The following is a 24258-nucleotide window of genomic DNA, read 5'->3' as shown; positions in this document are numbered from 1 at the left end:
ACTTTGCGTTTGCAGGTTAGAATCTAAACTAAGTAAAAGATTCCCCAAATGCCTTGAAACGCTTTCCATTTCAGCCCACAATAAAAATAAATTATCTAGAGCAATAAGGTATCTCTAGCTTATATAAAATTTTTCTAAAATCATTTAAGCAGTTTTTATTATTCTTAAGCTCTAAATATTCAATTCCTAAAGACTTCAATTGATTTTTATTCTGCAAACTTAGAGTATCTGCTATGAATATATTAGTATCTCTTGCAATTACAGCATCTGCAGATTCTGGATTGCCTTTACCCATCAATTTTACTTCAACTCTGTATTCTTTGCTCTTGTTAAAATTATAAAGTTTAAAATCCACTTCCCTATCAAAATCAAGTTCGCCATTTTTCTTAAAAATTTCACTATTGATACAATCCTTTCTAACTCTGCATTTTTCACACAAAGCCAACACTAAAGGTTTTTCTACTCTCTTACCTATGCTACTCCAAGCTCCACCACGCAAAGCAATTTTCTTGGTGGCTAAAGCATTAATAACCAACAAACTTTCATTTAAATTTAATTCTACTGAAATCCCTTTGTAAGAAATTTTAAGATTAATACCTATATTTTCACTGCTATCACCTAATGAGCTTAATAAATCTTCTAAATAATCAATATTAGCGTTTGCTACATTTAATACAATTTCCTTAGTAGCACTACCATAAATATTGCTGATAGTTTTTTTATTCATACCCGCAAATATTGCTGCTTCACTTGGTTCAATATTTGCATTATTGATGAAATATTGCTTATACCATTCTAAATTGATACTTGTATCACTCATCTTTGCTTCTAAAATTTGTTTAAAAAACTCTAAAGCAAAATCTAAAAATTCTAAATTGATAGCATTAACAATTTCCTCTCTATAATCCTCCCCTTTCAAAAGTTTTTCTATGGTTTTACTGATGATTATGCTATCAAATCTCATCAAATCCTCTTTGTTTTAATTTTTGTGCATATTCTAAATTCTGCTCACACAAAAGTGGGATTCTACCCATTTCTTTTGCCACCTTACCAAAAGTCCCACTTCCCGCAAAAGGGTCGCATACAACATCACCTTCAAAAGAATAATATTTTAAAACTTTTGCGCAAAGCTCTTCTGGGAAAACTGCAGGGTGATTTCTATCAGATTTTGGTGCGATATACCAACAATTTGTAGAATCCACCTCTTCATTATTTTTTAAATTTTTATCATAAGCTTTAATATTTTTATCAAGCAAAAAGGGGGAATTTTTACGATAAACCATAATGCTTTCAGTAATGCAGTTTGGTTTATAACTTAAAGGTTTTTTTGTCTGCAAATATCCTGCTATACGATTTGGCACAGAGTATTCTGGCTTTATCCAAATAATCTCATCTACAAAATAGAATCCACTTTCGCATAAGATTTTATGAAAATCAAAATGAATTGGATAGCGAATAGATTCAAATTCTCTCCCCGCTCTTTTAGTAATTACAGGCGAAACATTAATAAGGATAAATCTGCCATTTTCTAAGATTCTATAACATTGTTTTAGGGTATTATTCATAGAATCTAGGTAGTTTTGATAACTTTTATAATCGTTATAAAGCCTTGCGTTATAATATGGAGGAGAAGTAAAAACGAGCTGGATTTGCTGTTCTTGTATTTTGTTAAGTGAGATACTATTATCGCCTATAAGCAAAGAGGGTTTTAGAATCTGTCTCTGCCTAGTTTTAACTTGCTTTTTATTTTGTCTAAATTCGTAATATTCAAACATTTTCTGCATTACTTCATTTTGATAATGTGCTAACATTTTATCTCTTAAAATGGCAAATTTTACATCTTGTTTTGCTTTATAAAGGCAAGTGCGAAACATTTGATAAATTACTTCCATATAATGATTATTAAAGGCTTCTTTAGACAAAAACTCATAGATTTTATCATTGTCTTTTTGTCTGCCAATAGAAGATACTATCTCTCTCCTTATATCAACACTTAAATTTTCTTGCATAAACATATCCAAAAGAATAGTAAAATTAGAGTCTGATTTATCTAACCCTAGCTTCTTAATATATTCTATGGTTGGTGTAGCAAAAAAACTTTGCGTAATTGTCATATTTTCCCCTGCATTTTATTGAAATTCTACTATTCCAGCCCTTACAAACTCTTAATCTTTTATTTCTGCGGTTTGCGAGGGAGAACATAAAAAACCCTTAAAGCGAATTTTGTGCGCATTATACAATATTTGGGATATTTTCGTGCCATTTGCGCGGCTTTAAACTCGCGCAATTTATTTTTACTTCTTGCTAGGATATTTTCTGCTGTTTATTTTCCTGTATTATCCCTCCTTAAAATTTGCAGTTTAATACACAACCTCGTATTTATCTTGCTTTTGGTAGGCTTCCCAATATTTCTCTGCAATCAATTCAGGGGCGTGTTGTGTGTTTGGCTGAATGTGTCCTGCTATGGTGATAAGCCCCACAAAAATGCCTTTTTCTTTTAATTCATCGTGCAATGTCTTGCCAAGTGCCTTGAGCGCGGCTTTGCTTATTGAGATTCCCGCGTGTTCTTTGCTAGGATTATCCCCAAAAATACCGCCCGATAATAGAATCACACCGCTTCTTTGCTCCGCTTGTTTTTGCATTACAAGCTTAACACAACACAAAGCACTTGCGACATCGGTTTGATAATGCTTGATGAAGTCATCATTGCTAAACGCCGTTGCAAACCCGTCCTCACGCACTCTTGCATTATACACAAGAACATCTACCACGCCAAAGGTAGCTTGGATTTCCTTAAAAGCAGATTCCAAAGTTTGCGGTTTTTCACAATCTGCAGAATAGATAAAAGTCTCAATGCCCTCTTTTTCAAGCTCTTCTTTATACACGTTTAGATTCCCAACATTTCTTGCAATGAGAATAACCCTAAAATCACTCTTGCCAAAGTGTTTTGCAACAGAAATACCTAAGCCTCTCCCTGCACCTACAACAACGATATTCTTTTTCATTTTTTCCCTTTTGTAATTTTAGCTCTCGCAAAATTCTATTCTTAAGCCTCTTTGACAAAACTTAAAGCTCAATCGCTCCGAACATCAATCTAGCAAATTCAGGCATTTTCTACACGATATGGGATTCTTTTTGGTATCTAATCTTTACCCCAAAAACACCTATAAAAAGCTACCAATTTATCTTTACTCCTTGTTTGGATATTTTTCTATCGTGAGGATAAAATCTTGCTTCTGGGCTTTTAGGTGCGTGATAAAAGATTCCTTTGAATCCTTCACTGCGCCTAACTTAACCAAGCCCTTGTATGGGGGCTGCTTTGCATAAAAGATTCCGACATTACCCCAAGGGGCGAAATAGAAAAAATCGCCGCTTTGCGGGTCATATTCTCCGTCCTCTTGAATGCTTAGGCTTTTATCAAGCCTACCAATCTTTTCTTTGCCTACATAATCGCTAAAGCTTAGGCGTAAAGGCAAAAGCGCATAAAAATCCCTTGCTGCTGTATTGTTTTCTAGACTCAAAACAAAGCTTTTATCCCCAAAGTGCATTTGTATTTGCATTAACCCTCCCTCTGCTAAATCCTTTCTCATCTCGCCTCTTGCGTCTGCCACCCCTAAAACACCGAATATAAACACGCCTAGCATTAGCCAAAAAATCTTTGGATACATATTGCTCCTTTTATGTAGGAAATTCCATCATTATAAAGCCTAATAGTTGGTGTTTGTCAATAGGTTTAGCAATATAATGATTCCAAAGATTCTAAAATCTACTTGTGCGACGCAATTTGTGCTTACAAATCTTAAAACTTTATTTATTTTTCTAGTGTTATTCTCTACAATTCCCCAATATCAAGCATTATATTATTACAAAAACTTGACAAGGAGTAGGTATTAGGATTTATAATTGCGCATTTGAAATTCTAAGGAGTAAAGATGCAAAATCGCAGAGATTTCCTTAAAACCACCGCAAAAATTACGGGCTTTTTCGCACTTGGAGGAGCAAATGATTTGCTTGCAAAGGATGCACAACAAGGAGAAAAAATGCAATTTCTGACTTTAAACAATGGAATCCAAATGCCCATTTTAGGGCTTGGGACATACCAACTCACAGGGGCAAGCGGACAAAAAGCTATGAGCGAAGCTATTGAAGTGGGTTATCGGCTTTTTGATAGCGCGCAAATGTATGGCAATGAAGCCGAATTGGGAGCGGCGATTCGTTCAAGCGGAATCAAACGCGAAGAATTTTTCGTGCAAACAAAACTTTTGAGTGCAAGGAATGAAGATTTGACAAAAGATTCCATTGAAAAATCTCTCAAAACTTTGGGGTTGGATTATATTGACTGCCTGCTGATTCACGAGCCTTACGCTCATTCCAAAGAAATGTATCAAGCAATGGAATCGTTCTATAAACAAGGAATATTAAGGGCGATTGGAATCTCAAACTTTGGCGCAAAAGCCTATAAGGATTTCGTGCGATTCTGTGAGATTGTCCCCGCTATCAATCAATGCGAAACACATCTGTTTATGCAACAAAAACCCTTGCGAGAGGCAATGCTAAAGTATGGCACGCTTTTGCAGAGTTGGTCTCCATTTATTGCGGGCAAAGGCTCAATTTTGGAGAATCCGACACTTCAAAACATTGCGCGAAACTACGACAAAACACCCGCACAAATCCTCTTACGATTCCTTGTTGAACAAGGCATTAGCGTCATTCCTAAAACTTCTAAAAAGAATCGTATGCAAGAAAACAGAAATATTTTTGATTTCACTCTTAGTGCGCAAGACAAACAAGCTCTTATAGCCTTAGATACAAACAAAAGCGCATTTTCTTGGACAAATTATTAACTATGGGCAATTTAATCAAGAAATACTCTTGTAGCATTCTCCCCATTTCTCAAGGCTTTCAATCACAGATTGCAGGCTTTGCCCAAGTTTTGTAAGACTATATTCTACTTTGGGTGGAACTTCGGCATACACCTTGCGCGTAATGAGTTTTGCGCTTTCTAGCTCGCGGAGATTCTGCGTTAGCACCTTTTGCGAGATACTTTGGTTTTTCGTTGCGCTAATAGACTTTTTCAGCTCACCAAATCGCATTTTGCCCCTAAGCAAATCGCGGATAATCAAAATTTTCCATTTGTTGCCAATTAGATTGAGCGCTGTTTCCACAGGACACGGGGAATGATAAGGGGTATTTTCTTGCATTTTTTATCTTTTGGATTCTAAATTTCACAAAAATAATCATAGCATAAAATCCTTTCATTGCTAATTTACCCTTTGCCCCCTTGAAATTGTTTTTTTGATAAAATACCGCTTTAGACAAAGCTCAAAAATGGAGTAGCTATGGGGCTTGACACTTTTATTTCTCTTACTCTTTATACGGTTATCACAGCGACTACACCGGGTCCGAACAATATTCTTGCTCTAAATAGCGTGGTAAATTATGACATACCCAAAGCAAAAGGCTAATTTTAGGTATTTATGCTGGGTTTGCGTCCATAATGATTCTATGCGGCTATGGCGCACATTTACTCGCCGAGCTTTTGCCAAATACTCTAGGAATCTTAAAAGTTTTGGGCGCGGGATATGTGCTCTATCTCGCCTGCAAAGTCGCCAAATCCAAGCCTCAAGGATTAGAAAGCGAGAATGAAAATTTAGGATTTTTCAATGCTTTTTTCTTGCAGTTTGTCAATGTGAAAATTATCCTTTATGGCATTACGATACACCTTTCGTTTGTTTTGCCTTATTATCATAGCCTATTTTACACAAGTGCTTTTATCGCTTATTCTATTCTCATTGGCTTTTTGGGGATTCTTTTGTGGATAGTAGCGGGCATTGCGCTTAAAGCCTTTTTGGTAAAACATTATAAAATCGCAAATCTCACAATGGCGGCTTTGCTCGTCCTTAGTGCGGTGCAGATTCTTGTAAGGCAAGATAAAAAGATGAATCCTTAAGGGCACAAAACCTTAGCGCAAACACTTTTAAATCCGCCGACAAACTCCACAAAAACATTGACGCCGCCGAGTATAAGCATATCGTTTTGGGCTTAGTTTTCTTAAAATACATCTCCGATAGCTTCCAAGCTATTTTTGAAAGAGTGCAAAATGATGGCGGAGACACAGAGGACAAAGACGAATACCTCGCACACAATGCGTTTTTTGTGCCCCCAAAGGCGCGGTGGGGTTACATTATGGAAAACGCCAAACAAAGCAATATTGGTAGCCTTTTAGACGCTGCAATGCAAACCATAGGGTAAGAAAACCAAAGCTTAAAGCCTTTGAAAATAGGGAACTTTTAGAAACTAACGCTAAATGCCACGTCTATCTTACACAAGGTATCCCGCTAGAAACGCAATGAATGGAGACAAAAGCGGGGTGCTTTGGCACACGCAAGGAAGCGGCAAAAGTCTCATAATAGTGTTTTTAGTGCAAAAGAAGTGATGAGTAAGAGGGAGCTAAAAGAACTTGCCATAGCGATTTTTCAAACTCTAAGGCAAAATGTTAGCTTAGATTGGCAGCACAAAGAATATGTGCGAGCAAAACTAAGAGTAGCGGTTAAAAGAGTGCTTAAAGAATATGGCTATCCGCCAGATATGCAAAAAATCGCGGTGGATAGAGTCATAGAACAAGCCGAACTTGTGGCGAATAAGCTTGTGTGAGGTTTGCAGGCAAAGGCAAAATTTCTTTGCATAAAAGCTTTAATAGAATCTGTTAATGCCCTTTGTCCAGCCCATTTGATAAATAGCTTAGATTCTGCATTTTGAAACTTTGCAAAGTTTATCTGCAGCGTCATCGTGCCTCATTTTTTGATATGCCAAATTCTACCATTCCAGCCCTTACAAATCCTATAAATCTATTGCACTGCCAACAATCCTTTCACCCTGTATTTCTCATACCCTGTGCGATTCCGACAATCGTCGTTACAATCTGTTTAGCAATCCGCTCTCTTTGCTCGTCATAATGTGCATTTTTATAGGCTTTCATCAAATGCAACTGAAAGAAACTGAGGCTTGTCAAAAAAGGCTTGCGTAACAAAATAGATTCTTGAATCAACTTCTCACTCGCAAGCAGAGATTCCTCCTTGCGGACATAAAGCAACCAATCTAATGTGCGATGATATTCGCTCTCTATCATTTGCCAGATTTTTTGACGCAATTCCACATCTTCCACGAAAGCATTATAATGCTTTGCAATCTCCAAATCCACTTTTAAAAAGGCTTGAGAAATATTGTCAATCGTGGTTTTAAAAAACAAATTTTCCCTATAACAACTCCTAAAGATTTCCTTTTGTCCATATTTTTTAAATGCCTCTTCCAATCCACTTCCTAAACCATACCACGCAGGAATAATTGCGCGATTCTGTGTCCAAGCAAAAACCCAAGGAATCGCACGCAAATCCTCCACATTTTGTGTCTCTTTCCGCTTGGAAGGACGCGAACCGATATTCAACTGCGCAATAAAGTCAATCGGTGTTGCCGACTTGAAATACTCAATAAACCCCTCTGTCTCATATACAAGCTTCCTGTAAGCCTTATAAGATTCTGTGCTAATGGTTTGCAACATAGTATCAAATTCAGAATCACTCGCATTGCAATTTGTCCCAAATCTATCATAAACTGATTTTTTTAGCAAAGTTGCCAATGCACTTGAAAAGCTAGATTCTGCCTTTTTGGGATTAAGATATTTGTAGCTAATTACCTCGCCCTGCTCGGTTGTTTTTAAAAATCCCGCCACACTATTGGGTAATGAGGACAACAAAGCGTCCTCTAGCGCACCTCCTCCACGACTTACACTTCCTCCACGCCCGTGAAAAAGTCGGAATTTTACATTCAATTCCTCCTCTAGCACGATGAGATTAGAAATCGCCTTGCGCAAGGAATAATTACTTGCAAAGATTCCACCATCTTTACTAGAATCCGAATAGCCAATCATAATCTCCTGACGATTCTTACGGGATTGCAAATACTCGGCATAGTGCGGATTTGCACAAAGTTCGCGCAAAATCTTAGGTGCAGATTCCAAATCCTCAATCGTTTCAAACAAAGGCGAAATAGAAATACGCGTCTTTTTACCCTTGCACCACAATCCGCTTTGTTTGGCAAACCACAGCACACAGAGCAAATCGTTCGCGCTTTGGCACATTGAAACGATACAAGAATCCATAATGTTGTCGCTGATTCTATCCTTTGCCCATTTAAAATTTATAAAACTAAGCAAAGTTTCTTGTGTTTGCTCGCTAAATTTTCCATAAAATTGATTCAAATCTACCAAAGGCGCGCTAAGAGCTGCGTTTAAAACCTTTGTCTGCTCACTTGTTGGCAAAAGCAACAAATCCCCTTGCACATAACCTAAAGTCGCGAAAATCTCTGCGAGAGCAAGCCAAAACACCTCACGGTGTTGGCGAAAATCTAGCCGCATTAAATGGAATCCCGCAAGCAAAACAAGATTTCTTAGCTCTTTGAGATAAGTGCTGCTGCGCTCATCTAGCGATTCTATCATCATTTCAATATCTTTGATAAACTCTTTGGAGTTTTCATAAATATAGAGTTTGTTTTCCTTTAAGGCACTTTGAGGGAGGTTGAGCATAAGGATTCTGTTTTGAAGTTTTTGATGCATACAAACGAGTTTCGCGCGGAATGGCTCTTGTGAAAAAAGCTTTTTTGTTGTCTCGTCTAAATGCTCTTTTTCTTGCTCTAAACTTTCCAATAGTGTATTGCTAGGATTAACATATTCGTGCGCAATAGAAAGTTCTCTTCTTAGTCTATCTATCCATTTTAAGTATTGATGAATCATTGTTTGATGCTGGCGCTTCATCACTTCAATCATCACGCGATTTGTTACATAAGGATTCCCATCTCTATCCCCGCCAATCCAACTTCCAAGCAAAAGGGGAGATTTTTTAAGCATAGAATCTTTCGCATTCTCTCCAAGTATTTTTAGTGCGTCTTGTATTTCTTGCAAAACACGCGCGCCACTTTGCAAAATGGAGCTTTCCATAAAATAAAGTAGATTGTCTAGCTCAAATAAGACTTCTATTTTCTCGCTCCGCACGATATGGCTATGCCAAAGCAGATTGAGGCGATATTTTAAATGCTCTTTTGCGTCTGTCTGCCCAAACTCAAACCACGCACGCAAATCATCATACATTTCGTGGTAGCTTTCTAAAAATGTTCTGCGCAGAGATTCTGTGGGGTGTGCGGTAAAAACAGGATAAAACTGAATCTTTTTAAAAACTTCCTTAATATCCTCCGCATCGTATTTTTGCGCTCTTAATTCCTCAACAGCAGCAAGGATTTGCCCCCTACTTTGTCGCAAGCTCAACTGATAACGTTCGTCAATAATGTTTAAAAGCAAATGATAAAGCGTAAAGGCTTTGATGAGATTAGAAATTTCCTGCGAACTAAGCTCTTGCAGTAAATTGGATTCTGCTTTAAATAAAAGGCTTGGATTGTCTTTTAGTGCGATAAAAGTAGGCTTAATATTTGGCGCAACCTCATCTAATAACTCGCTCAAGATTAAAAAAGCAAATTCTATTTCTTTTGTTTTTTCCATTTAGATTCCTTGTGCATTTGTCGCGACTTTAAGTCTATGGAATTATAACGCGTTTTAAGAATTAACTTGTGTTTATTTTGCTTATTTTTTAGAGGATTTACGATTCATCATTAAAGAATGAGGATTATGGATTGCTTTGCAAGCTTTTTAAGTTTTATTATTTTAAAATTCTCAAAATTTACAAAATTTAAGGCTAACGATGGAACAACAAGATTTAATACAAATGGATTTAGACTTTGTCTTGCATACTTATGCGCGCAATAATGTGCATTTTGTAAAAGGTAGCGGGGCGAAACTCTATGATTCCAAAGGCAAAGAATATATTGACTTTGGTTCCGGAATCGCAGTGTGTAGCGTAGGACACGGCAATGTGCGTTTGGCAGAAGCAATCTACAAACAAGCAAAAAACCTAATCCACACTTCCAATCTTTATTTGATTGAACCCCAAGCGCACCTTGCTAAGAAGCTTGTAGAGCTAAGCGGTTATGATATGCGCGTATTTTTTGCAAATTCTGGCGCAGAAGCAAATGAGGGCGCACTCAAGATTGCAAGAAAATTTGGTGAAGAAAATGGAGAATTAAAAAGGTATCAAATCATCACTTTAGATTCCTCTTTCCACGGGCGCACGATTAGTACCTTAAAGGCAACCGCGCAGAGCAAAATGCACCAATATTTTGGACCTTTTCCCGATGGATTCGTGTATGCTAAAGACTTAGATGATGTCCCAAACAAAATCAGCAATGTAACTTGCGCTGTACTTTTAGAACTCGTGCAGGGTGAGGGTGGAATCACGCCTTTTGACAAGGCAGAAGTGCAAAAGCTCGCCAAGATTTTAAAAGAAAAAAATGTGCTCTTAATGGTAGATGAGGTGCAAACAGGCATTTACCGCAGCGGCGAACTCTTTGCTTCACAAGTCTATGGAATCACGCCTGATGTAATTACGACTGCCAAAGGATTAGCGGGCGGTGTGCCTATTGGTGCGGTAATGACAAGCCTTAAAGATATTTTTGCACCAAGCGACCACGGAAGCACTTTTGGCGGGAATTTTTTATCTACAAGCGCAGCATTGGAGGTGTTAGAGATTCTGTATGAACACAAACAAAGTGGGGAATTAGACAAAACGATTGCATACTTTACGCAAAAACTCCAAGATTTGCAAAAACATTATACAGAAATTTTCACGCAAGAAGTGGGCTTAGGGCTTATGCGCGGACTTAGAGTAAGAGATTTGGAAACTTTGACAAAATTCTTAAATGCTGCTTTTGAAGCGGGAGTTTTAGTGCTTAAAAGCGGTAAAAACACCGCCCGATTCTTGCCAAGCCTTACGATTACACGCGAAGAAATAGACGAGGGATTTTTGCGCATAGAATCCTGTCTTGCGCATTTATAAGCTGGATTTGTGGAATCGCAAGGATTCCACTGCGCTCTTGTGATTTTTCTTTGCGATTCTTTTCTTGCCCTTGCCGCTTTCTTTTGTGTGCAGTGATTTTTTTACCTGGCGATTCTCTCCTCGTCCTCTCCTATTGTTTATTCCTCACAAAGATGAAGCAAAATTTCATAAAATCCTTGCCAATCCTTGACAGATACTAAGTCTTATATCTTATAATTCCATATTAAGTTTTAGAACTTGACTTTAAAAAAAATACAAGGAGAAAATAATGCTATTAAAAGACAATTTGACGCAAGCAAGCACGGGACAAAGAATCACAGCCAAAGGTTATGCGGTAGCGCACAAAAGCGACACATTTAAGCCCTTTAGCTTTTCGCGCCACGCACTTGGCGAAAACGACATTCTAATTGAGATTCTATTTGCTGGAATCTGCCATAGTGATATTCATAGCGCACGCGAGGAATGGCATAAGGGAATTTTCCCAATGGTGCCCGGACACGAAATCGCGGGCAAAGTCGTAGCGGTCGGCTCTAAAGTGAGCAAATTCAAAGTTGGCGATTACGCAGGGGTAGGCTGTATGGTTAATTCTTGCGGTGAATGTGAGGCGTGCAAAAGAAGCCAAGAGCAGTTTTGCGAAAATGGCAAAACTATTTTTACCTATGATTGCCACGATTGCTTCCACGATAACGAACCTACTTATGGCGGATATTCTAATAATATCGTGGTGAGTGAGAAATTTGCAGTCAATGTCCCACAAGATGCGCCGCTTGAAAAAGTTGCTCCTTTGCTTTGTGCTGGAATCACGACTTATTCGCCGATTAAATTTAGCAATGTCAAGGCGGGCGATAAAGTCGCGGTGGCTGGATTTGGTGGGCTAGGCGTGATGGCTTTAAAATACGCGCTCAAAATGGGTGCGGAAGTGAGCGTGTTTGCACGCAATAAAAACAAAGAAAAAGAGGCACTAGAGCTTGGAGCAAAGGCACTTTATACTGATACAAAGGGCGTAAAGGAACGATTTGATTTCATCATTTCTACGATTCCAACCGCCTATGACATCAACGCGTATGCCGAGTTGCTCAAATTTGGCGGAGAAATGGCGATTGTCGGCTTACCACCTGCAAATGAGAATCTCAAAATTGACTTAACGCGACTTGTGTTTGCGGCAGGCAAAAAAGTCTATGGTTCGCTGATTGGCGGAATGAAAGAGACACAAGAAATGCTTGATTTTTCACTCAAATACAAAATCTATCCTGAAACAGAAATCATCTCTGTGGAGCAAATCAATGAAGCATACGAGAATCTTACAAGTGGCAAGGCAAAATTCCGCTATGTGATTGATATGAAAAGCCTAAAAGAATAAACCTTTAGAATCACTGCTACCAAATTTTCAGTGGGGATTCCATATTTTCGTAACTCCTCATTGCCAAGCAAGTTTAAGCCTGCTTGGCAATGATTTCTAGCAAATAAAATTGGCATATAAAGTTACTTATCATCATTTTGGAACAAAAGTTGCTTAGTCTTTAACAAATTCAATATTCAAGGAGTTGCTATGAGTATTTTCAGTTATAGCCCAGCACGTGCGCTCGCGCAAGAAGCTCTTGACCATAGGGCTGTGCGCAGGGATATGATTGCTAGCAATATTGCCAATGTCTCTACTCCAATGTATCGCCCAAAAGATGTGAATTTTGAACAAATGATGGCACAAAAAGCGGACGAGATTTTTAATCGTAACCGCAAATTGGAACTTAATGTAGCCATTACAAACAAAAATCATTTGCTTCCTATTGAAGATATGAGCCTAAAACGTCCTACAATGTTTTATCGTGATGGGCATTTATCCCGAAATGATGGCAATAGTGTGGATTTGGATATTGAAACAAGTGAAATGGGCAAAAACGATATTATGTATCAAGCAATTATTGGCGCACTACGCAAACAAGGTGGAATCTTCACCTATGCAATAGAATCTTCACGAAATATATAAGGGGACTTAAATGTTTTTATCTAGTTTTGATATTAGCGGTTATGGGTTATCAGCACAGCGTCAAAGAGTCAATTTAATTTCTAGCAACATTGCCAACGCAAATACCACACGCACCGATGAGGGTGGACCTTATAGACGAAGAGAGCTTATATTAAAAGCTTTTGATTTTGATAAAGTTTTGAATCAAAAGTATGAAAACAGCAATAATTTGCTAAAATATGAAGATCCATTAGATGAAATGGACGAATTTGATGAGCAAAGGAAGCCAAAACCCACGCTAATGAGTGTTTATGTTGATAAAATTGTCCGTGATGATACACAGCCAAAAATGAAATACGAGCCTAATCACCCAGACGCAAACTCTGAAGGTTATGTTGCATATCCTAATATCAATGCAGTCGTAGAAATGGCAGATTTAATTGAAGCGACTAAAGCTTATCAAGCAAATGTTGCTGTATTTCAAAGTGCTAAAAATATGGCAACCACAGCAATTTCAATGTTCCAAGCATAAAGGATTATAAATGGAAATTAACAAATACGGGGTGGATTTAGAAAAGTTAAACTCTAAACTCCAAGATGTTCCAAATCTTGCACCAAATCACGATTTGAATCCACCCTCTAAGAGCTTTGGCAATATGCTAAAAGAAGCGGTAGATGAAGTCAATGCCTATCAAAAAACAAATGAGCAAGTAATGGCAGATATGGCAACAGGACAAATCAAAGACATTCACCAAGCTGCCATTGCAATCGGAAAAGCCGAAAATAGTATGAAATTAATGCTAGAGGTGCGCAATAAAGCCATTAGTGCCTATAAAGAACTCATCAGAACACAAATTTAACCTCTGCCCAAAATGAATGACGCGCAATCCAAAAAGGCAGGCAAGATTCTACTTCTATTCCTTACAATAGGAATAGGATTCTGCATTTTTTTAGGGACAATCTTTTACCACAATTTCACCTCTCGCAAACTTCCAAACTTCCAAGCCAAACGCATTGAAAGCGCAATCAGAGGAAATATTTATAGTAGTGATGGATTTTTGCTTGCCTCCAGCAAGAAAGTCTATAAAGCAGTCGTCAATACTTACAACATTAATCCGCAAAAAAAAGAATTATTTGTCAATCTTTTTAGCATTTATAGCAAGATTCCAAAGAATCAAATTCTTTCCAAACTAGAGCAAAAAGGCAATGTAACACTTTCGTATGCCATTGATTCCAAAACTGCAAGCCACCTTAAACAACTCAACTTAAAGCTGAACCAATTAGATGTTTTTCAGAGCTATGAAGACGAAAATGGGCATATTTTCAAATATGGTTTATCCGTGGTAGAAAGCGGGGAATCTAGGGATTATCTCTATCAAGATACAATGGAGCCAATTCTAGGCTATACCAACAAACAAAATGAGACAAATATTACACGTGTGCAGGGCGTGAAAGGTATTGAAAAAAGCTTTGATAATGAGTTAGAACCGATGAGTGATTTGCTGATGATTGGGCAACGCGATATTGGCTTTAATGTGATTTTAAACAAACATTCCACTTTCAAAGAAAGGATAGACGGCTACGATGTTATTACCTCTATTCCTTTAAAGTTGCAAAAAAAAATTGAACGACTTGCAGATGAAAATGCAGTACAACTTGGAGCAAAAGAGATTCTAATTGGCATTATAGAAAGCAAAAGTGGCAAAATCCTAAGTCTTGCAAGTAGCGCACGATTCAATCCAAATCTTATCACCAAAAACGATTATTCTAAACTCAATGCGAATGCGATTGAATATTCCTATGAACCCGGAAGCATTATCAAACCCATTATTTATGCGATTCTGCTAGACAAAAACCTTATTACTCCTAAGGAAACCATTGATTTGGAAAATGGACGCTTTAGATTGCATAATTTTTATATTACAGACACCCACAGACTGAAGTCTGCAACAGCCGAAGAGGTTTTGCTCTATTCTAGTAATATCGGTATGGCAAAAATAGCCCAAAGACTTAGCCCACCAGAATACAATGCCGCCTTGCAGGCTTTTGGATTTGGGAATCCAAGCGGAATTGATTTGCCTTACGAGCGCGTGGGTGTAATTCCAGATATTAAGCGATTCCAAAGTGAAGTTTATCGTGCCACCGCTTCTTATGGCTATGGATTGCGCACAACCTTTATCCAAATGCTTAAAGCTTACAATATCATCACAAATTATGGAATCTCTTATAATCCTTATTTGGTGGAATATATCCAAGATTCCAAATCTATCCGCTATAAGCTCAAACATCAAACCCCTATTAGAATCCTAAGCGACAAAACCGCCAAACAAGTCAAAGACACTCTTATTAAAGTCGTCAATGAGGGAACAGGCAAAACTGCACAAGTGAAAGGCATTACAATCGGTGGTAAAACAGGCACTGCACACATCGCACAGGGTGGAAAATATGTGCGCAAATACAATAGTTCATTTTTTGGCTTTGCAAATGATGAAAAAGGAAGTGAATTTACGATTGGTATTAGCGTGTTTGAACCCAATGAAACAGAAGCATATTTTGCCACACGCACTGCCGTACCACTTTTTAAGGAAGTTGTAAATTTGCTAGTTAAAGAAAACTATCTGAAACCTTAAGATTTATTTATTCTTTGCGATTTGGGAATTGCTCAAATTTGCTTATCTTACGATTCTAAGTCTTTTATCACAAATCTCTCATTCTCAAGCACAATAGAATAAGAATCGCGCGTTTTTAAATCAATCAAAAAACATTCATCACCATTTTCAAGTTCGTATCGCTCCGCAGGATAGAGGCTCAAGCGACGTTTCACTTCCTCCAAATCCTCGCAAAGTGCGCTAAAACCAAACATTACCAACTTGTAAGCAAATTCTTCCATTGAAATTCCCCCAACGATTCTTTTTAAGGCTAAAATTAAGATTCCAAACTTTTGATGCGTGCAACTCCGCTATCAATCGCCGCTTGTGCAACCGCATCAGAAATGAAGTCTTTTAAACGCGTATCAAAAGGGCTAGGAATGATATAATCTTTGCCAAACTCAAACTTTCTTCCGTGAATTTTCTCTAACTCCGCCCTCAAATCATCAGGAATCGGCTTTTCTGCAAGCGCAGCAAGTGCATACGCACAAGCAAACTTCATTTCCTCATTGATACATCTTGCGCGCGCTTTTAATGCGCCTTTGAAAATATAAGGGAATCCCAATACATTATTGATTTGATTAGGATAGTCGCTTCTGCCTGTCGCGATAATCGCGTCGGGTCTTGTCTCATACACAACCTTTGGGTCAATCTCTGGAATCGGGTTGCTCATTGCGAAAATCATAGGATTTGGATTCATTCCCTCAATATCTTTGGCAGTCAAAATATCCCCACGAGAAAGCCCAAGTAAAACATCTGCGCTGTCCAAAGCTTCCTTGTAAGAATTGATTTGGCGAGAAATTGCAAAGTCTTTTTTAAATCCATTCAAATCTTTTCTAAAAGTCGTGATTGCGCCTTTGCTATCAAACATAATGATTTCTTTTGCTCCTAGACTCTGTGCCATTTTTGCACACGCAATCGCCGCACCACCCGCGCCAAAAACGACAATTTTTAAATCCTCTGCCTTTTTATTTGTGATTTTCAATCCATTGATGATTCCCGCCGTTGAAATAATTGCTGTTCCGTGCTGGTCATCGTGCATAATAGGAATATCAAGAACCTCTTTGAGTTGCGATTCTATATAAAAACATTCAGGTGCTTTAATATCTTCTAGGTTGATTCCGCCAAAAGTCGGCGCGATTGCACGCACAATCTCAATAAACTTATCTGGATTTGTTTCATCGACTTCAATATCAAATGCGCTAATATCAGCAAACTTTCTAAATAATGCCGATTTCCCCTCCATTACAGGTTTTCCCGCAAGTGCGCCAATATTTCCAAGCCCTAGAACGGCTGTGCCATTAGAAATAACAGCAACAAGATTCCCTTTAGCTGTGTATTCATATGCGGTATGTGGGTCGCGCTGAATCTCTTTGCATGGAACAGCAACACCCGGAGAATAAGCGATAGATAAATCGTGCTCATTATTTAATTGCGTGCGTGCAACCACTTCAATTTTACCTCCTTTATGATAAGGAAGTGCGTCTGGATAGGTTTGTTTTAAATCTTCCATTATTGATAAACACCTTAAAAAATTAAAAATTCAGTCAGAATTTAAGCGGAATAAAAATAAAATCTCATTTAAATTTGCTTAAATAAACATTAAATTTTAGCCTTTCCATCTACTTAATGAATTTTTGGTTGATGAATATTTCCGAACAATCTATACTCTTTAGTGCTTTTAGAGTGCTTAAGAAGCAAATTTCCCTCCAAAGTAAAATTGTTTAGATTCGTAACAATTTTGGAAGATTGGATTTGGAGATTCTGCACTTTTGATTTTTTGGAATCTGCTTTTGATTGGAGAGAAATCGTGCTGTGTAGTTGATTGTCCATCACAAGCTGATGATAGAGGAAGCCATTAAAATCCACTTGGCTTAGATTCTGCCCCATTGCTTGATTTAAAGAACGTAAAAGTGCAGTATTACGGAATCTTACATTTGTAATATCAAAGTTAAAATGACATATATTTTCCGCGAAATATTCTTTGACATTGAGATTTGCCACTCCTTCAAAATAACGAGGAATCTTTGGAAATATTGTATAAATTTGCGCGCTACTCAACTGATTAAGATACAGATTGGAAGCTATTTTGCTTATGCTCAAACTCAACGCGTGCGAACTAGATAATTTTGCATTGTTGTCCTCTTTTATCTCTCCTTTGAGATTCAAAGACTCATTAGTCGCTAGCCCTTGTGCATTAAGTATGCCATTAAAAAGGCTTTTATTCCGATAGGAGAAGTTTTGAAGTTTTCTTAAGGTGATTTCTTGTGGAATCTCAAATGCAAAGGGTTGCAAAGAAATTTTGCCCCCTTGCCCTTGAAAATCTGCAAGATTAGAATGAAAAGTGTAGTTTAAGATTCCTTGTCCTTGCGCTAGCTCCATTTTGGAATCTAGTTGAAACGCCATAGCAGGAAATCCAATATGTGTGCGCATTTCTATAAGCGGGCTATTCACAAACAGATCCTGACTTTGCATTAAAACAACACCAGAGATTCCGCTTGCAAAATCGCGTAAATCCAAATCAAGATTAAGTGTTCCTTGCAAAAAAGCAGGTTGATTAAAAAGCGTAAAAAGAGCACTTGCCTCTAAGTTTTGACTTGTAAGCTTTAAGGTATTAGCGCGCAAATTCTGCAAATTTAAACGGAAATCCAAAGGGGAATTTTCCAAACGCATCGTTCCATTAATCAGCATATTTTTCATATCGCCCTTCGCGATTCCTTTTGCCTCCAAAGCCCCATTAAGCGGAATCCCAAAAAAAGGCGAAAGGGGGGAGAGATTTTGAAAATTACAATGAAATTCTGTATTGGTGGCTAAAGTCATCAGATTACTTGCACCTTTGAGCGCAAAATCCCCAACGCTAGAATAGACTTTCAAAGAGGATTGGAAAGTATTGTGATGAATCTCACCTTGCAATTCTCCCATAAAATAGGTTGGCGGAATCGCGAGATTAAAATGCGACAAAAATTCCTCTTCAGCTAGCTCTCCACCGTCCAAACTCATATTCAAGATTCCATTGTAGAGATGCGTATTTTCTGATTCAAAGAGGGTTTGCCAAAAGGAAAGAGAATCGCCTTGCAAATCCTCTTGGGCTTTCTCTAATTTCAAATCAAAGTTTAAGATTCCATCTCCATAAGGTGCTTCATCAAATAAGACAAAGAGTGCTGCTAATCTCGCATTTTTTGCGTGTAGGTTAAGGCTCTTAAAATCCAAATAAGAACCATAAACACTTAAATCGCTTTGCGAATCCAAAAGATTGCTTTGTGCTTGCAAAATATAATGCGCAAATTCGCCGCTAAATTCGCCCTCTATCCAAGTATTCTCGGCAAATTGCAGAGTTTTGTCTGCAATTTTTGTGCTAAAGCCTTGAGAGTTTAACAAAAACTTGCCTTTGAGATTCTGTAAAAACAAAGAATAATCACTCTCCAAAAAGAGTTCTAACTGCCCATTATGCGCCACAGCTTCCAAAGAAAGATGAGAGGGAGTGATTTTAAAGTGTCTTGCTTGCCATTTAAAATGCGTATAAGATTCTAATTTCAAAAGCAAAAGATTTCCGACATACGCATTACCAAAAGACGAAAAAATAAAAGCAAAAAAACCAAAAAGTATCATTAAGATACCTGCAAAAGCTAGGATAATTTTTTTTGTTAGTGGATACTTTTGTTCTTTCATAGCTTCAAGTGTAATCAAAAATTCGTTAAAAAGACTTAAAAATTAGGCACTTTTAAAAGAAATCAAGGTAGAATCTAAGCTTTATTTGTCTAACAAAAGGGAATTTATGGATTACAAAGATACACTAGCACTACCCACAACAACCTTTCCTATGCGCGGAAATCTCCCGCAAAACGAACCAAAGACCTATCAACTATGGAAAAGTAGCCGCATTTATCCGACAATGGAACAAAACCGCCAAAATGCGAGCGTTACTTTTAATCTACACGATGGACCACCTTATGCAAATGGGCATATTCATATCGGGCACGCGCTAAACAAAATCCTTAAAGATACGATTGTAAAACAGCATTATTTTCAAGGTGAAAAAGTATTTTATACACCAGGCTGGGATTGCCACGGATTGCCTATTGAACAACAAGTAGAGAAAAAGCTCGGAAAAGAAAAAAAGGATTCCTTACCCAAAATCAAAATCCGCGAACTTTGCCGCAAACACGCAGAAGAATTTGTCCAAATCCAAAAAAATGAATTTTTGGAACTCGGAATCTTTGGGGATTTTGAGAATCCTTATAAAACAATGGACTTTGCTTTTGAAGCAGAAATCTACAAAGCACTTTGCGGAGTTGCCAAAAAAGGCTTACTCAAAGAGCGCAGTAAGCCTGTTTATTGGAGTTGGGCTTGCCAAACTGCCCTAGCAGAAGCTGAAGTAGAATACGAGGAAAAAGAGAGCGACTCTATCTTTGTCGCTTTTCCCTTGCAAGAAGATGCACTCCAAGCATTAAGTGCGCAAGAATTAGGAATCCACAAAGCCTCTTGTGTCATTTGGACAACGACTCCTTGGACTCTTCCTGCAAATAGTGGAATCGCTCTTAATCCCGAAGAACTCTACGCATTAACACAGGATAATAAAATCGTTCTAGCCTCTCAAGTAGAAAAATTGGCAGAACTTGGCATAGTAGAAAACAAGATTCTAAAGACATTCCACGCCCAAATCTTAGAAAACAAACACGCAACCAATCCGCTAAATGGCAGGGATTCTAAAATCATCTTAGGAGAGCATGTCGCAAGTAGCGAGGGAAGCGGTTGCGTGCATACTGCACCTGGACACGGAGAGGACGATTACTTCGTGGGATTAAAATACAATTTACCGATGTTAATGCCCGTAGATGATAGAGGCTGCTTTGATGAGACGCTGATAAGGGAAAAATTATTCTTTAATCCCGATGAATTTGTCGGGAAATTTATCTTTGATACGCACCCAAGAATCTTGGAACTATTGGGAGAGCATTTGTTGCGTCATAGCAAAATCAAGCATTCCTATCCGCATTGTTGGCGTTCGCACCAACCGGTGATTTTTCGCGCAACTGCACAATGGTTTATCCTAATGGACGAACCCTATACAAGCAGTGGAGAGACTTTGCGTCAAGTTGCTTTAAAGCAAATCAAAAAAACGCGATTCTATCCTGAACACGGAATGCACAGAATCTACTCTATGATAGAGAATCGCCCCGATTGGTGTATTTCAAGGCAAAGAGATTGGGGCGTGCCGATTGCCTTTTTTAAAGACAAGCAAAGCGGTAAGGTTTTATTGGATTCAGAGATTTTAGATTTTGTTGCAGAAATTTTTGCCAAAGAGGGTTGTGATGCTTGGTGGAGCAAAAGCATAGAGGAACTCCTCCCACCTCAACACAAAGATAAAGCGGAACATTTAGAAAAAATACATCACATTTTAGATGTGTGGTTTGATAGTGGAAGTACTTGGAAAGCGGTGCTAGAGAGCGGTAAATATGCTAGCGGAGGAAATCCTGCTAGTATGTATTTAGAGGGAAGCGACCAACACAGAGGCTGGTTTCATAGCTCTTTGCTCATTAGCTGTGCAATCCATCAATGCGCACCTTACAAAAGTATCCTAACGCACGGCTTTACAATGGACGAAAATGGTGAGAAAATGAGCAAATCTAAAGGCAATGTGATTGCGCCAAAAGATGTGTTAAAGGAATTTGGGGCGGAAATTCTGCGACTTTGGGTTGCGCAGAGTGATTATCAAAACGACCAAAGAATCTCTAACAATATCCTAAAACAAGTAAGTGAAAATTACCGCAAAATCCGCAATACGATTCGCTTTTTACTCGCCAATATAGGAACATTAGAAAGTTTAGAGACGCAGCATTTTAGCCAAATTGATTTGTGGATATTAGAAAAAGCACAAAATTGCTTTAAAGAAGTTAATGCGCTTTTTAATGAATATGAATTTTCCAAAGGTTTGCAGGAACTCAACTACTTTTTAAACGCGGAGCTTAGCGGAATCTATCTTGACCTTTGCAAAGACAATCTTTATTGCAACGCTCCAGATTCCAAAGAACGCAAAGCCGCACAAAGTGTAATGGCTCTTATTTGCGGCAGATTGTTTGGGCTTCTTGCTCCGATTCTTACCTACACGATTAACGAGGCTTTAAACCATACGGCAAGCAAGGCATTGCTTGAAAGTTGTGGAATCACAAAGGAGATTCAAAACCCGAATATCGCCGTGCTTGAAGTTCTTTATCAGCCGCTCCCTTGCTTTGAAAAACCAAAAATAGATTTTGAAAAACTCTTGGCTTTGCGCTCTTGTTTCTTGGAGCAAATCGACAGCCTCAAAAAGGAATCCAAAATCAAATCCACATTAGAAGTGGATTTCATCACTTCTGCTAAAATTGCAGAGTTTGAGGAATTGAATCTTTGGCTTATGGTAAGCGCGGTAGAATGTAGCAAAACGGCTTCCAATCTATTGGCGAGTTTTACCTTTGAGGGAGAGACTTATCACATTTGCAAAGCCAAAGGATACAAATGTCCGCGTTGTTGGCAATTCATCGCACAAGAGGCAGATGCGCCTTGTGTGCGTTGTGCTGGAGTTTTAGCAGATTCTAAAATGGAATCTTAGGAGCAAAAATGTTTGAAGGGTTTTTTGATTTGACACAGCCTGTGGGGCTTGATGAGACTTGGGTAAGTATTTTTGTTGTGTGCTTTATGATGTGGCTTGGGTTTGTTGCGGTAAAACACATTAAAGAAAAAAGAATAAATAAATGAATATTCTACACACAGAAATATCAAAAATAGGTTGGCAGATTAAAAACGCTAGCTACAAATTGCAAAGGCTCAAGCAAATTGCTACGCCCTTGCAAAAGCGAAGCAACAAAGCAACTTGCAAGGAAAGCCCCAAAGACTATTTAAGATTAAAATAATCCTTGATAGCTTCTACTTTATCTGTTTTTTCCCAAGTAAATTCAGGCAACTCGCGCCCAAAATGTCCATAGCTTGCAGTTTTTTGATAAATCGGACGCAGCAAATCTAGGGATTCTATAATTCCGCGTGGAGTCAGGCGAAACACTTGTTTAACACATTCCTCAATTTTAGAATCCTCTACTTTTCCTGTTCCGTGCGTATTGACAAGAATGGATACGGGTTCAACCACTCCAATGGCATACGCAATTTGAATCGTAGCCCTATCACAGATTCCGCTTGCTACAAGATTCTTAGCGACATAACGCATTGCATAAGCCCCGCTTCTATCCACTTTGCTTGGGTCTTTTCCGCTAAATGCACCTCCCCCATGCGGACAACTTCCACCATAAGTATCCACGATGATTTTGCGCCCTGTTAGCCCTGCATCGCCTTGCGGTCCGCCGATGACAAATTTACCCGTAGGATTCACAAAATAACGAATATTATCGTTTGCAAACTCTTTTGGTAAAACCTTTTTTACCACCTCTTCAATCACCGCGCTTCTTAAGGTATTTTGTGGAGTTTCTGGACTATGTTGCGTAGAAACGACAATCGTATCAATTCCCACAGGCACGCCATTTGCATATTTAATCGTTACTTGGGATTTACCATCGGGACGCAAAAAAGGCAAGGTGCCATCTTTCCTAGCTCTCGCCAAGCCCTCTGTGATTCTATGGGACAAATGAATCGGTAGTGGCATTAACACATCAGTTTCCTTGCACGCATAACCAAACATTAACCCTTGGTCGCCCGCGCCAATCTCGCCGTCCTCTCTATCTACACCTTGATTAATGTCTGGACTTTGCTCGCCTACTCCATTTAGCACACCTGCGCTATGATAATCAAACCCATATCTTGCGTCAATATAACCAATCTCTCGCACCACGCGTCTAGCAATATCTTGCATTGGTGCATAAGCGGTTGTTTTTAATTCTCCTGCAATCACGCAATAACCATTGGAAAGCAAGGTTTCGCAAGCTACTCTCGCTTTTGTATCTCGCTCTATAATATAATCCAAAATTGCGTCGCTGATTTGGTCAGCCATTTTATCTGGGTGTCCTTCAGTTACAGATTCGGAAGTGAAAAGAAACTCTTTTTGCATAAATTCACCTTGTATTTTAAATTTTTGGGATTCTATCATAAGAAAACTTAAAGTTTTGAATCCTATGAGATTTAAGCGAAAATTATCAATGTATTTTTACAATGGAATCTTAAAAGCGGTTTGGAATATGGATTGCCACGACTTCTTACGAAGTCTCGCAATAACAAAAAATTAGCTATTGCGTCATTGCTAACGAAGTGAAGCAATCCATAAATAAAGTGGGTGATTTAATTGATGCATAATCTATTGTAGCTTCACACCTTGCTTTTGTGATGAGTTATTCAAAAGTGTGTAGGATTTAACCACATCTTTTTTTGTGAAATAAATCCACAAATTATAGCTTCTTGCCTCATCTTTAGCAAGCAAACTCCCAACCAAAGGAATATGATTCGTTGCATCGTGGTCTCCCTCTATATAACTATACAAAAATGTCTCTGTGCCATTCTCCTCTATTTGTGTTCCCGATGGCTTTCCGTACATTTGTATCACTTGTGCTTTGGTTGTTTTACCCTTAATCAACTCTTTTTTGAAATCCCCTTGTGTTTTTTTGGATAGAATCTCGTTACCTGCTTTATAAGTGCAACCCGCAATAAGTAAAGAGCATAAGCCTAAACACAACATTAATTTTTTGCATTTCATTTGAAATCCTTTTTCTATAAATAAAGCTCATATTATGCC

Annotated in this window: 24 protein-coding genes and 1 pseudogene; 14 read left to right on the top strand and 11 right to left on the bottom strand. The window is 38.3% G+C overall.

What is annotated here, in order from left to right; translation table 11 throughout:
* Positions 1–91 precede the first annotated feature (91 nt).
* The 4 genes from K2N75_RS01450 to K2N75_RS01435 form a co-directional block, all read right to left on the bottom strand.
* Positions 92–964: a CfrBI family restriction endonuclease gene (locus K2N75_RS01450; protein WP_034364674.1), complete on the bottom strand. Its 873-nt coding sequence runs from the start codon at positions 962–964 to the stop codon at positions 92–94.
* Positions 954–2114, bottom strand: a complete 1161-nt coding sequence (locus K2N75_RS01445) for a site-specific DNA-methyltransferase (RefSeq protein WP_297680379.1) — start codon at positions 2112–2114, stop codon at positions 954–956. Before K2N75_RS01445 ends, K2N75_RS01450 begins: the two co-directional genes overlap by 11 nt.
* 246 nt (positions 2115–2360) lie before the next feature.
* Positions 2361–3005 (bottom strand): SDR family oxidoreductase, encoded by a 645-nt coding sequence (locus tag K2N75_RS01440; RefSeq protein ID WP_297680381.1) that lies wholly within the window; start codon positions 3003–3005, stop codon positions 2361–2363.
* A 183-nt stretch (positions 3006–3188) separates the two neighbouring features.
* A complete protein-coding gene (locus K2N75_RS01435; RefSeq protein WP_297680383.1) occupies positions 3189–3668 on the bottom strand; it encodes a cyclophilin-like fold protein in 480 nt (159 codons plus the stop codon).
* Positions 3669–3932: 264 nt separating this feature from the next.
* Between K2N75_RS01435 and K2N75_RS01430 the strand changes: the two genes are divergently transcribed.
* On the top strand, positions 3933–4844 hold the full coding sequence (locus K2N75_RS01430) for an aldo/keto reductase (RefSeq protein ID WP_297680385.1): 912 nt from the start codon (positions 3933–3935) through the stop codon (positions 4842–4844).
* A gap of 15 nt (positions 4845–4859) precedes the next feature.
* Here K2N75_RS01430 and K2N75_RS01425 read toward each other — a convergent pair whose 3' ends face one another.
* Positions 4860–5201 carry a helix-turn-helix domain-containing protein gene (locus tag K2N75_RS01425; RefSeq protein WP_297680387.1) on the bottom strand — a complete coding sequence of 114 codons (342 nt, stop codon included), beginning with the start codon at positions 5199–5201 and terminating at the stop codon, positions 4860–4862.
* 138 nt (positions 5202–5339) lie between these two features.
* Between K2N75_RS01425 and K2N75_RS01420 the strand changes: the two genes are divergently transcribed.
* From K2N75_RS01420 to K2N75_RS01405, 5 genes and pseudogenes are all read left to right on the top strand, one after another.
* A complete protein-coding gene (locus K2N75_RS01420; protein ID WP_297680389.1) occupies positions 5340–5465 on the top strand; it encodes a hypothetical protein in 126 nt (41 codons plus the stop codon).
* Positions 5466–5497: 32 nt separating this feature from the next.
* Positions 5498–5950, top strand: coding sequence for a hypothetical protein (locus K2N75_RS01415; RefSeq protein ID WP_297680391.1), 453 nt, complete (start codon positions 5498–5500; stop codon positions 5948–5950).
* 35 nt (positions 5951–5985) lie between these two features.
* Positions 5986–6252, top strand: a pseudogene (locus tag K2N75_RS01410) (type I restriction-modification system subunit M N-terminal domain-containing protein); the annotation flags it as partial.
* Positions 6253–6307: 55 nt separating this feature from the next.
* Positions 6308–6436, top strand: coding sequence for a hypothetical protein (locus K2N75_RS09180; RefSeq protein WP_363318417.1), 129 nt, complete (start codon positions 6308–6310; stop codon positions 6434–6436).
* Entirely contained in the window at positions 6376–6654 is a 279-nt protein-coding gene (locus tag K2N75_RS01405) for a type I restriction enzyme endonuclease domain-containing protein (protein ID WP_297680393.1), read from the top strand. Before K2N75_RS09180 ends, K2N75_RS01405 begins: the two co-directional genes overlap by 61 nt.
* Positions 6655–6871: 217 nt before the next feature.
* Here the strand turns inward: K2N75_RS01405 and K2N75_RS01400 are convergent, their stop codons facing one another.
* Positions 6872–9547, bottom strand: a complete 2676-nt coding sequence (locus K2N75_RS01400) for a phosphoenolpyruvate carboxylase (protein ID WP_297680395.1) — start codon at positions 9545–9547, stop codon at positions 6872–6874.
* A 199-nt stretch (positions 9548–9746) separates the two neighbouring features.
* Between K2N75_RS01400 and K2N75_RS01395 the strand changes: the two genes are divergently transcribed.
* The 6 genes from K2N75_RS01395 (at position 9747) to K2N75_RS01370 (ending at position 15530) form a co-directional block, all read left to right on the top strand.
* Complete coding sequence (locus K2N75_RS01395) at positions 9747–10937, top strand: aspartate aminotransferase family protein (RefSeq protein ID WP_297680397.1); 1191 nt, start codon at positions 9747–9749, stop codon at positions 10935–10937.
* A gap of 268 nt (positions 10938–11205) precedes the next feature.
* Complete coding sequence (locus K2N75_RS01390) at positions 11206–12297, top strand: NAD(P)-dependent alcohol dehydrogenase (RefSeq protein ID WP_297680399.1); 1092 nt, start codon at positions 11206–11208, stop codon at positions 12295–12297.
* A 189-nt stretch (positions 12298–12486) separates the two neighbouring features.
* Positions 12487–12921, top strand: coding sequence for a flagellar basal body rod protein FlgB (flgB, locus tag K2N75_RS01385; protein WP_297680401.1), 435 nt, complete (start codon positions 12487–12489; stop codon positions 12919–12921).
* A 10-nt stretch (positions 12922–12931) separates the two neighbouring features.
* Entirely contained in the window at positions 12932–13432 is a 501-nt protein-coding gene (flgC, locus tag K2N75_RS01380; RefSeq protein WP_297680403.1) for a flagellar basal body rod protein FlgC, read from the top strand.
* A 10-nt stretch (positions 13433–13442) separates the two neighbouring features.
* Positions 13443–13760 carry a flagellar hook-basal body complex protein FliE gene (gene fliE / locus K2N75_RS01375; RefSeq protein ID WP_115552135.1) on the top strand — a complete coding sequence of 106 codons (318 nt, stop codon included), beginning with the start codon at positions 13443–13445 and terminating at the stop codon, positions 13758–13760.
* Positions 13761–13772: 12 nt separating this feature from the next.
* A complete protein-coding gene (locus K2N75_RS01370; protein WP_297680406.1) occupies positions 13773–15530 on the top strand; it encodes a penicillin-binding protein 2 in 1758 nt (585 codons plus the stop codon).
* Positions 15531–15577: 47 nt separating this feature from the next.
* On the opposite strand, the gene K2N75_RS01365 is transcribed toward K2N75_RS01370, so the two are convergent.
* The 3 genes from K2N75_RS01365 to K2N75_RS01355 form a co-directional block, all read right to left on the bottom strand.
* Positions 15578–15790, bottom strand: coding sequence for a hypothetical protein (locus K2N75_RS01365; protein WP_297680408.1), 213 nt, complete (start codon positions 15788–15790; stop codon positions 15578–15580).
* A gap of 35 nt (positions 15791–15825) precedes the next feature.
* On the bottom strand, positions 15826–17061 hold the full coding sequence (locus K2N75_RS01360) for a malic enzyme-like NAD(P)-binding protein (RefSeq protein ID WP_297680409.1): 1236 nt from the start codon (positions 17059–17061) through the stop codon (positions 15826–15828).
* Positions 17062–17174: 113 nt separating this feature from the next.
* Positions 17175–19157 carry a hypothetical protein gene (locus K2N75_RS01355; RefSeq protein ID WP_297680411.1) on the bottom strand — a complete coding sequence of 661 codons (1983 nt, stop codon included), beginning with the start codon at positions 19155–19157 and terminating at the stop codon, positions 17175–17177.
* A 166-nt stretch (positions 19158–19323) separates the two neighbouring features.
* Here K2N75_RS01355 and ileS point away from each other — a divergent pair, with 166 nt between their 5' ends.
* Both ileS and K2N75_RS01345 read left to right on the top strand, forming a co-directional pair.
* Positions 19324–22137 carry an isoleucine--tRNA ligase gene (gene ileS, locus K2N75_RS01350; protein WP_297680414.1) on the top strand — a complete coding sequence of 938 codons (2814 nt, stop codon included), beginning with the start codon at positions 19324–19326 and terminating at the stop codon, positions 22135–22137.
* Between the two features lie 8 nt (positions 22138–22145).
* Complete coding sequence (locus K2N75_RS01345) at positions 22146–22283, top strand: hypothetical protein (protein ID WP_297680416.1); 138 nt, start codon at positions 22146–22148, stop codon at positions 22281–22283.
* 136 nt (positions 22284–22419) lie between these two features.
* On the opposite strand, the gene metK is transcribed toward K2N75_RS01345, so the two are convergent.
* Positions 22420–23580, bottom strand: coding sequence for a methionine adenosyltransferase (gene metK, locus K2N75_RS01340; RefSeq protein ID WP_297680418.1), 1161 nt, complete (start codon positions 23578–23580; stop codon positions 22420–22422).
* 243 nt (positions 23581–23823) lie between these two features.
* Complete coding sequence (locus K2N75_RS01335) at positions 23824–24219, bottom strand: hypothetical protein (protein ID WP_297680420.1); 396 nt, start codon at positions 24217–24219, stop codon at positions 23824–23826.
* Positions 24220–24258: the final 39 nt, after the last annotated feature.

The sequence above is a fragment of the Helicobacter sp. genome, assembly GCF_029067145.1.
Lineage (GTDB): Bacteria > Campylobacterota > Campylobacteria > Campylobacterales > Helicobacteraceae > Helicobacter_D.
The sequence above is the reverse complement of the archived record's forward strand: the minus strand, read 5'-3'. Positions and strand labels throughout refer to the sequence as shown.

Excerpts from the sequence above, each read along its gene's own strand:
- K2N75_RS01420 (WP_297680389.1), top strand. The coding sequence starts at position 5,340 with ATGGGGCTTGACACTTTTATTTCTCTTACTCTTTATACGGTTATCACA.
- K2N75_RS01400 (WP_297680395.1), bottom strand. The coding sequence starts at position 9,547 with ATGGAAAAAACAAAAGAAATAGAATTTGCTTTTTTAATCTTGAGCGAG.
- K2N75_RS01395 (WP_297680397.1), top strand. The coding sequence starts at position 9,747 with ATGGAACAACAAGATTTAATACAAATGGATTTAGACTTTGTCTTGCAT.
- K2N75_RS01435 (WP_297680383.1), bottom strand. The coding sequence starts at position 3,668 with ATGTATCCAAAGATTTTTTGGCTAATGCTAGGCGTGTTTATATTCGGT.
- K2N75_RS01425 (WP_297680387.1), bottom strand. The coding sequence starts at position 5,201 with ATGCAAGAAAATACCCCTTATCATTCCCCGTGTCCTGTGGAAACAGCG.
- fliE (WP_115552135.1), top strand. The coding sequence starts at position 13,443 with ATGGAAATTAACAAATACGGGGTGGATTTAGAAAAGTTAAACTCTAAA.
- K2N75_RS01335 (WP_297680420.1), bottom strand. The coding sequence starts at position 24,219 with ATGAAATGCAAAAAATTAATGTTGTGTTTAGGCTTATGCTCTTTACTT.
- flgB (WP_297680401.1), top strand. The coding sequence starts at position 12,487 with ATGAGTATTTTCAGTTATAGCCCAGCACGTGCGCTCGCGCAAGAAGCT.
- K2N75_RS01445 (WP_297680379.1), bottom strand. The coding sequence starts at position 2,114 with ATGACAATTACGCAAAGTTTTTTTGCTACACCAACCATAGAATATATT.
- K2N75_RS01345 (WP_297680416.1), top strand. The coding sequence starts at position 22,146 with ATGTTTGAAGGGTTTTTTGATTTGACACAGCCTGTGGGGCTTGATGAG.
- K2N75_RS01440 (WP_297680381.1), bottom strand. The coding sequence starts at position 3,005 with ATGAAAAAGAATATCGTTGTTGTAGGTGCAGGGAGAGGCTTAGGTATT.
- metK (WP_297680418.1), bottom strand. The coding sequence starts at position 23,580 with ATGCAAAAAGAGTTTCTTTTCACTTCCGAATCTGTAACTGAAGGACAC.
- K2N75_RS01430 (WP_297680385.1), top strand. The coding sequence starts at position 3,933 with ATGCAAAATCGCAGAGATTTCCTTAAAACCACCGCAAAAATTACGGGC.
- K2N75_RS01365 (WP_297680408.1), bottom strand. The coding sequence starts at position 15,790 with ATGGAAGAATTTGCTTACAAGTTGGTAATGTTTGGTTTTAGCGCACTT.
- K2N75_RS01450 (WP_034364674.1), bottom strand. The coding sequence starts at position 964 with ATGAGATTTGATAGCATAATCATCAGTAAAACCATAGAAAAACTTTTG.
- K2N75_RS01355 (WP_297680411.1), bottom strand. The coding sequence starts at position 19,157 with ATGATACTTTTTGGTTTTTTTGCTTTTATTTTTTCGTCTTTTGGTAAT.
- K2N75_RS01390 (WP_297680399.1), top strand. The coding sequence starts at position 11,206 with ATGCTATTAAAAGACAATTTGACGCAAGCAAGCACGGGACAAAGAATC.
- K2N75_RS09180 (WP_363318417.1), top strand. The coding sequence starts at position 6,308 with ATGCCACGTCTATCTTACACAAGGTATCCCGCTAGAAACGCAATGAAT.
- ileS (WP_297680414.1), top strand. The coding sequence starts at position 19,324 with ATGGATTACAAAGATACACTAGCACTACCCACAACAACCTTTCCTATG.
- K2N75_RS01370 (WP_297680406.1), top strand. The coding sequence starts at position 13,773 with ATGAATGACGCGCAATCCAAAAAGGCAGGCAAGATTCTACTTCTATTC.
- K2N75_RS01415 (WP_297680391.1), top strand. The coding sequence starts at position 5,498 with ATGATTCTATGCGGCTATGGCGCACATTTACTCGCCGAGCTTTTGCCA.
- K2N75_RS01360 (WP_297680409.1), bottom strand. The coding sequence starts at position 17,061 with ATGGAAGATTTAAAACAAACCTATCCAGACGCACTTCCTTATCATAAA.
- flgC (WP_297680403.1), top strand. The coding sequence starts at position 12,932 with ATGTTTTTATCTAGTTTTGATATTAGCGGTTATGGGTTATCAGCACAG.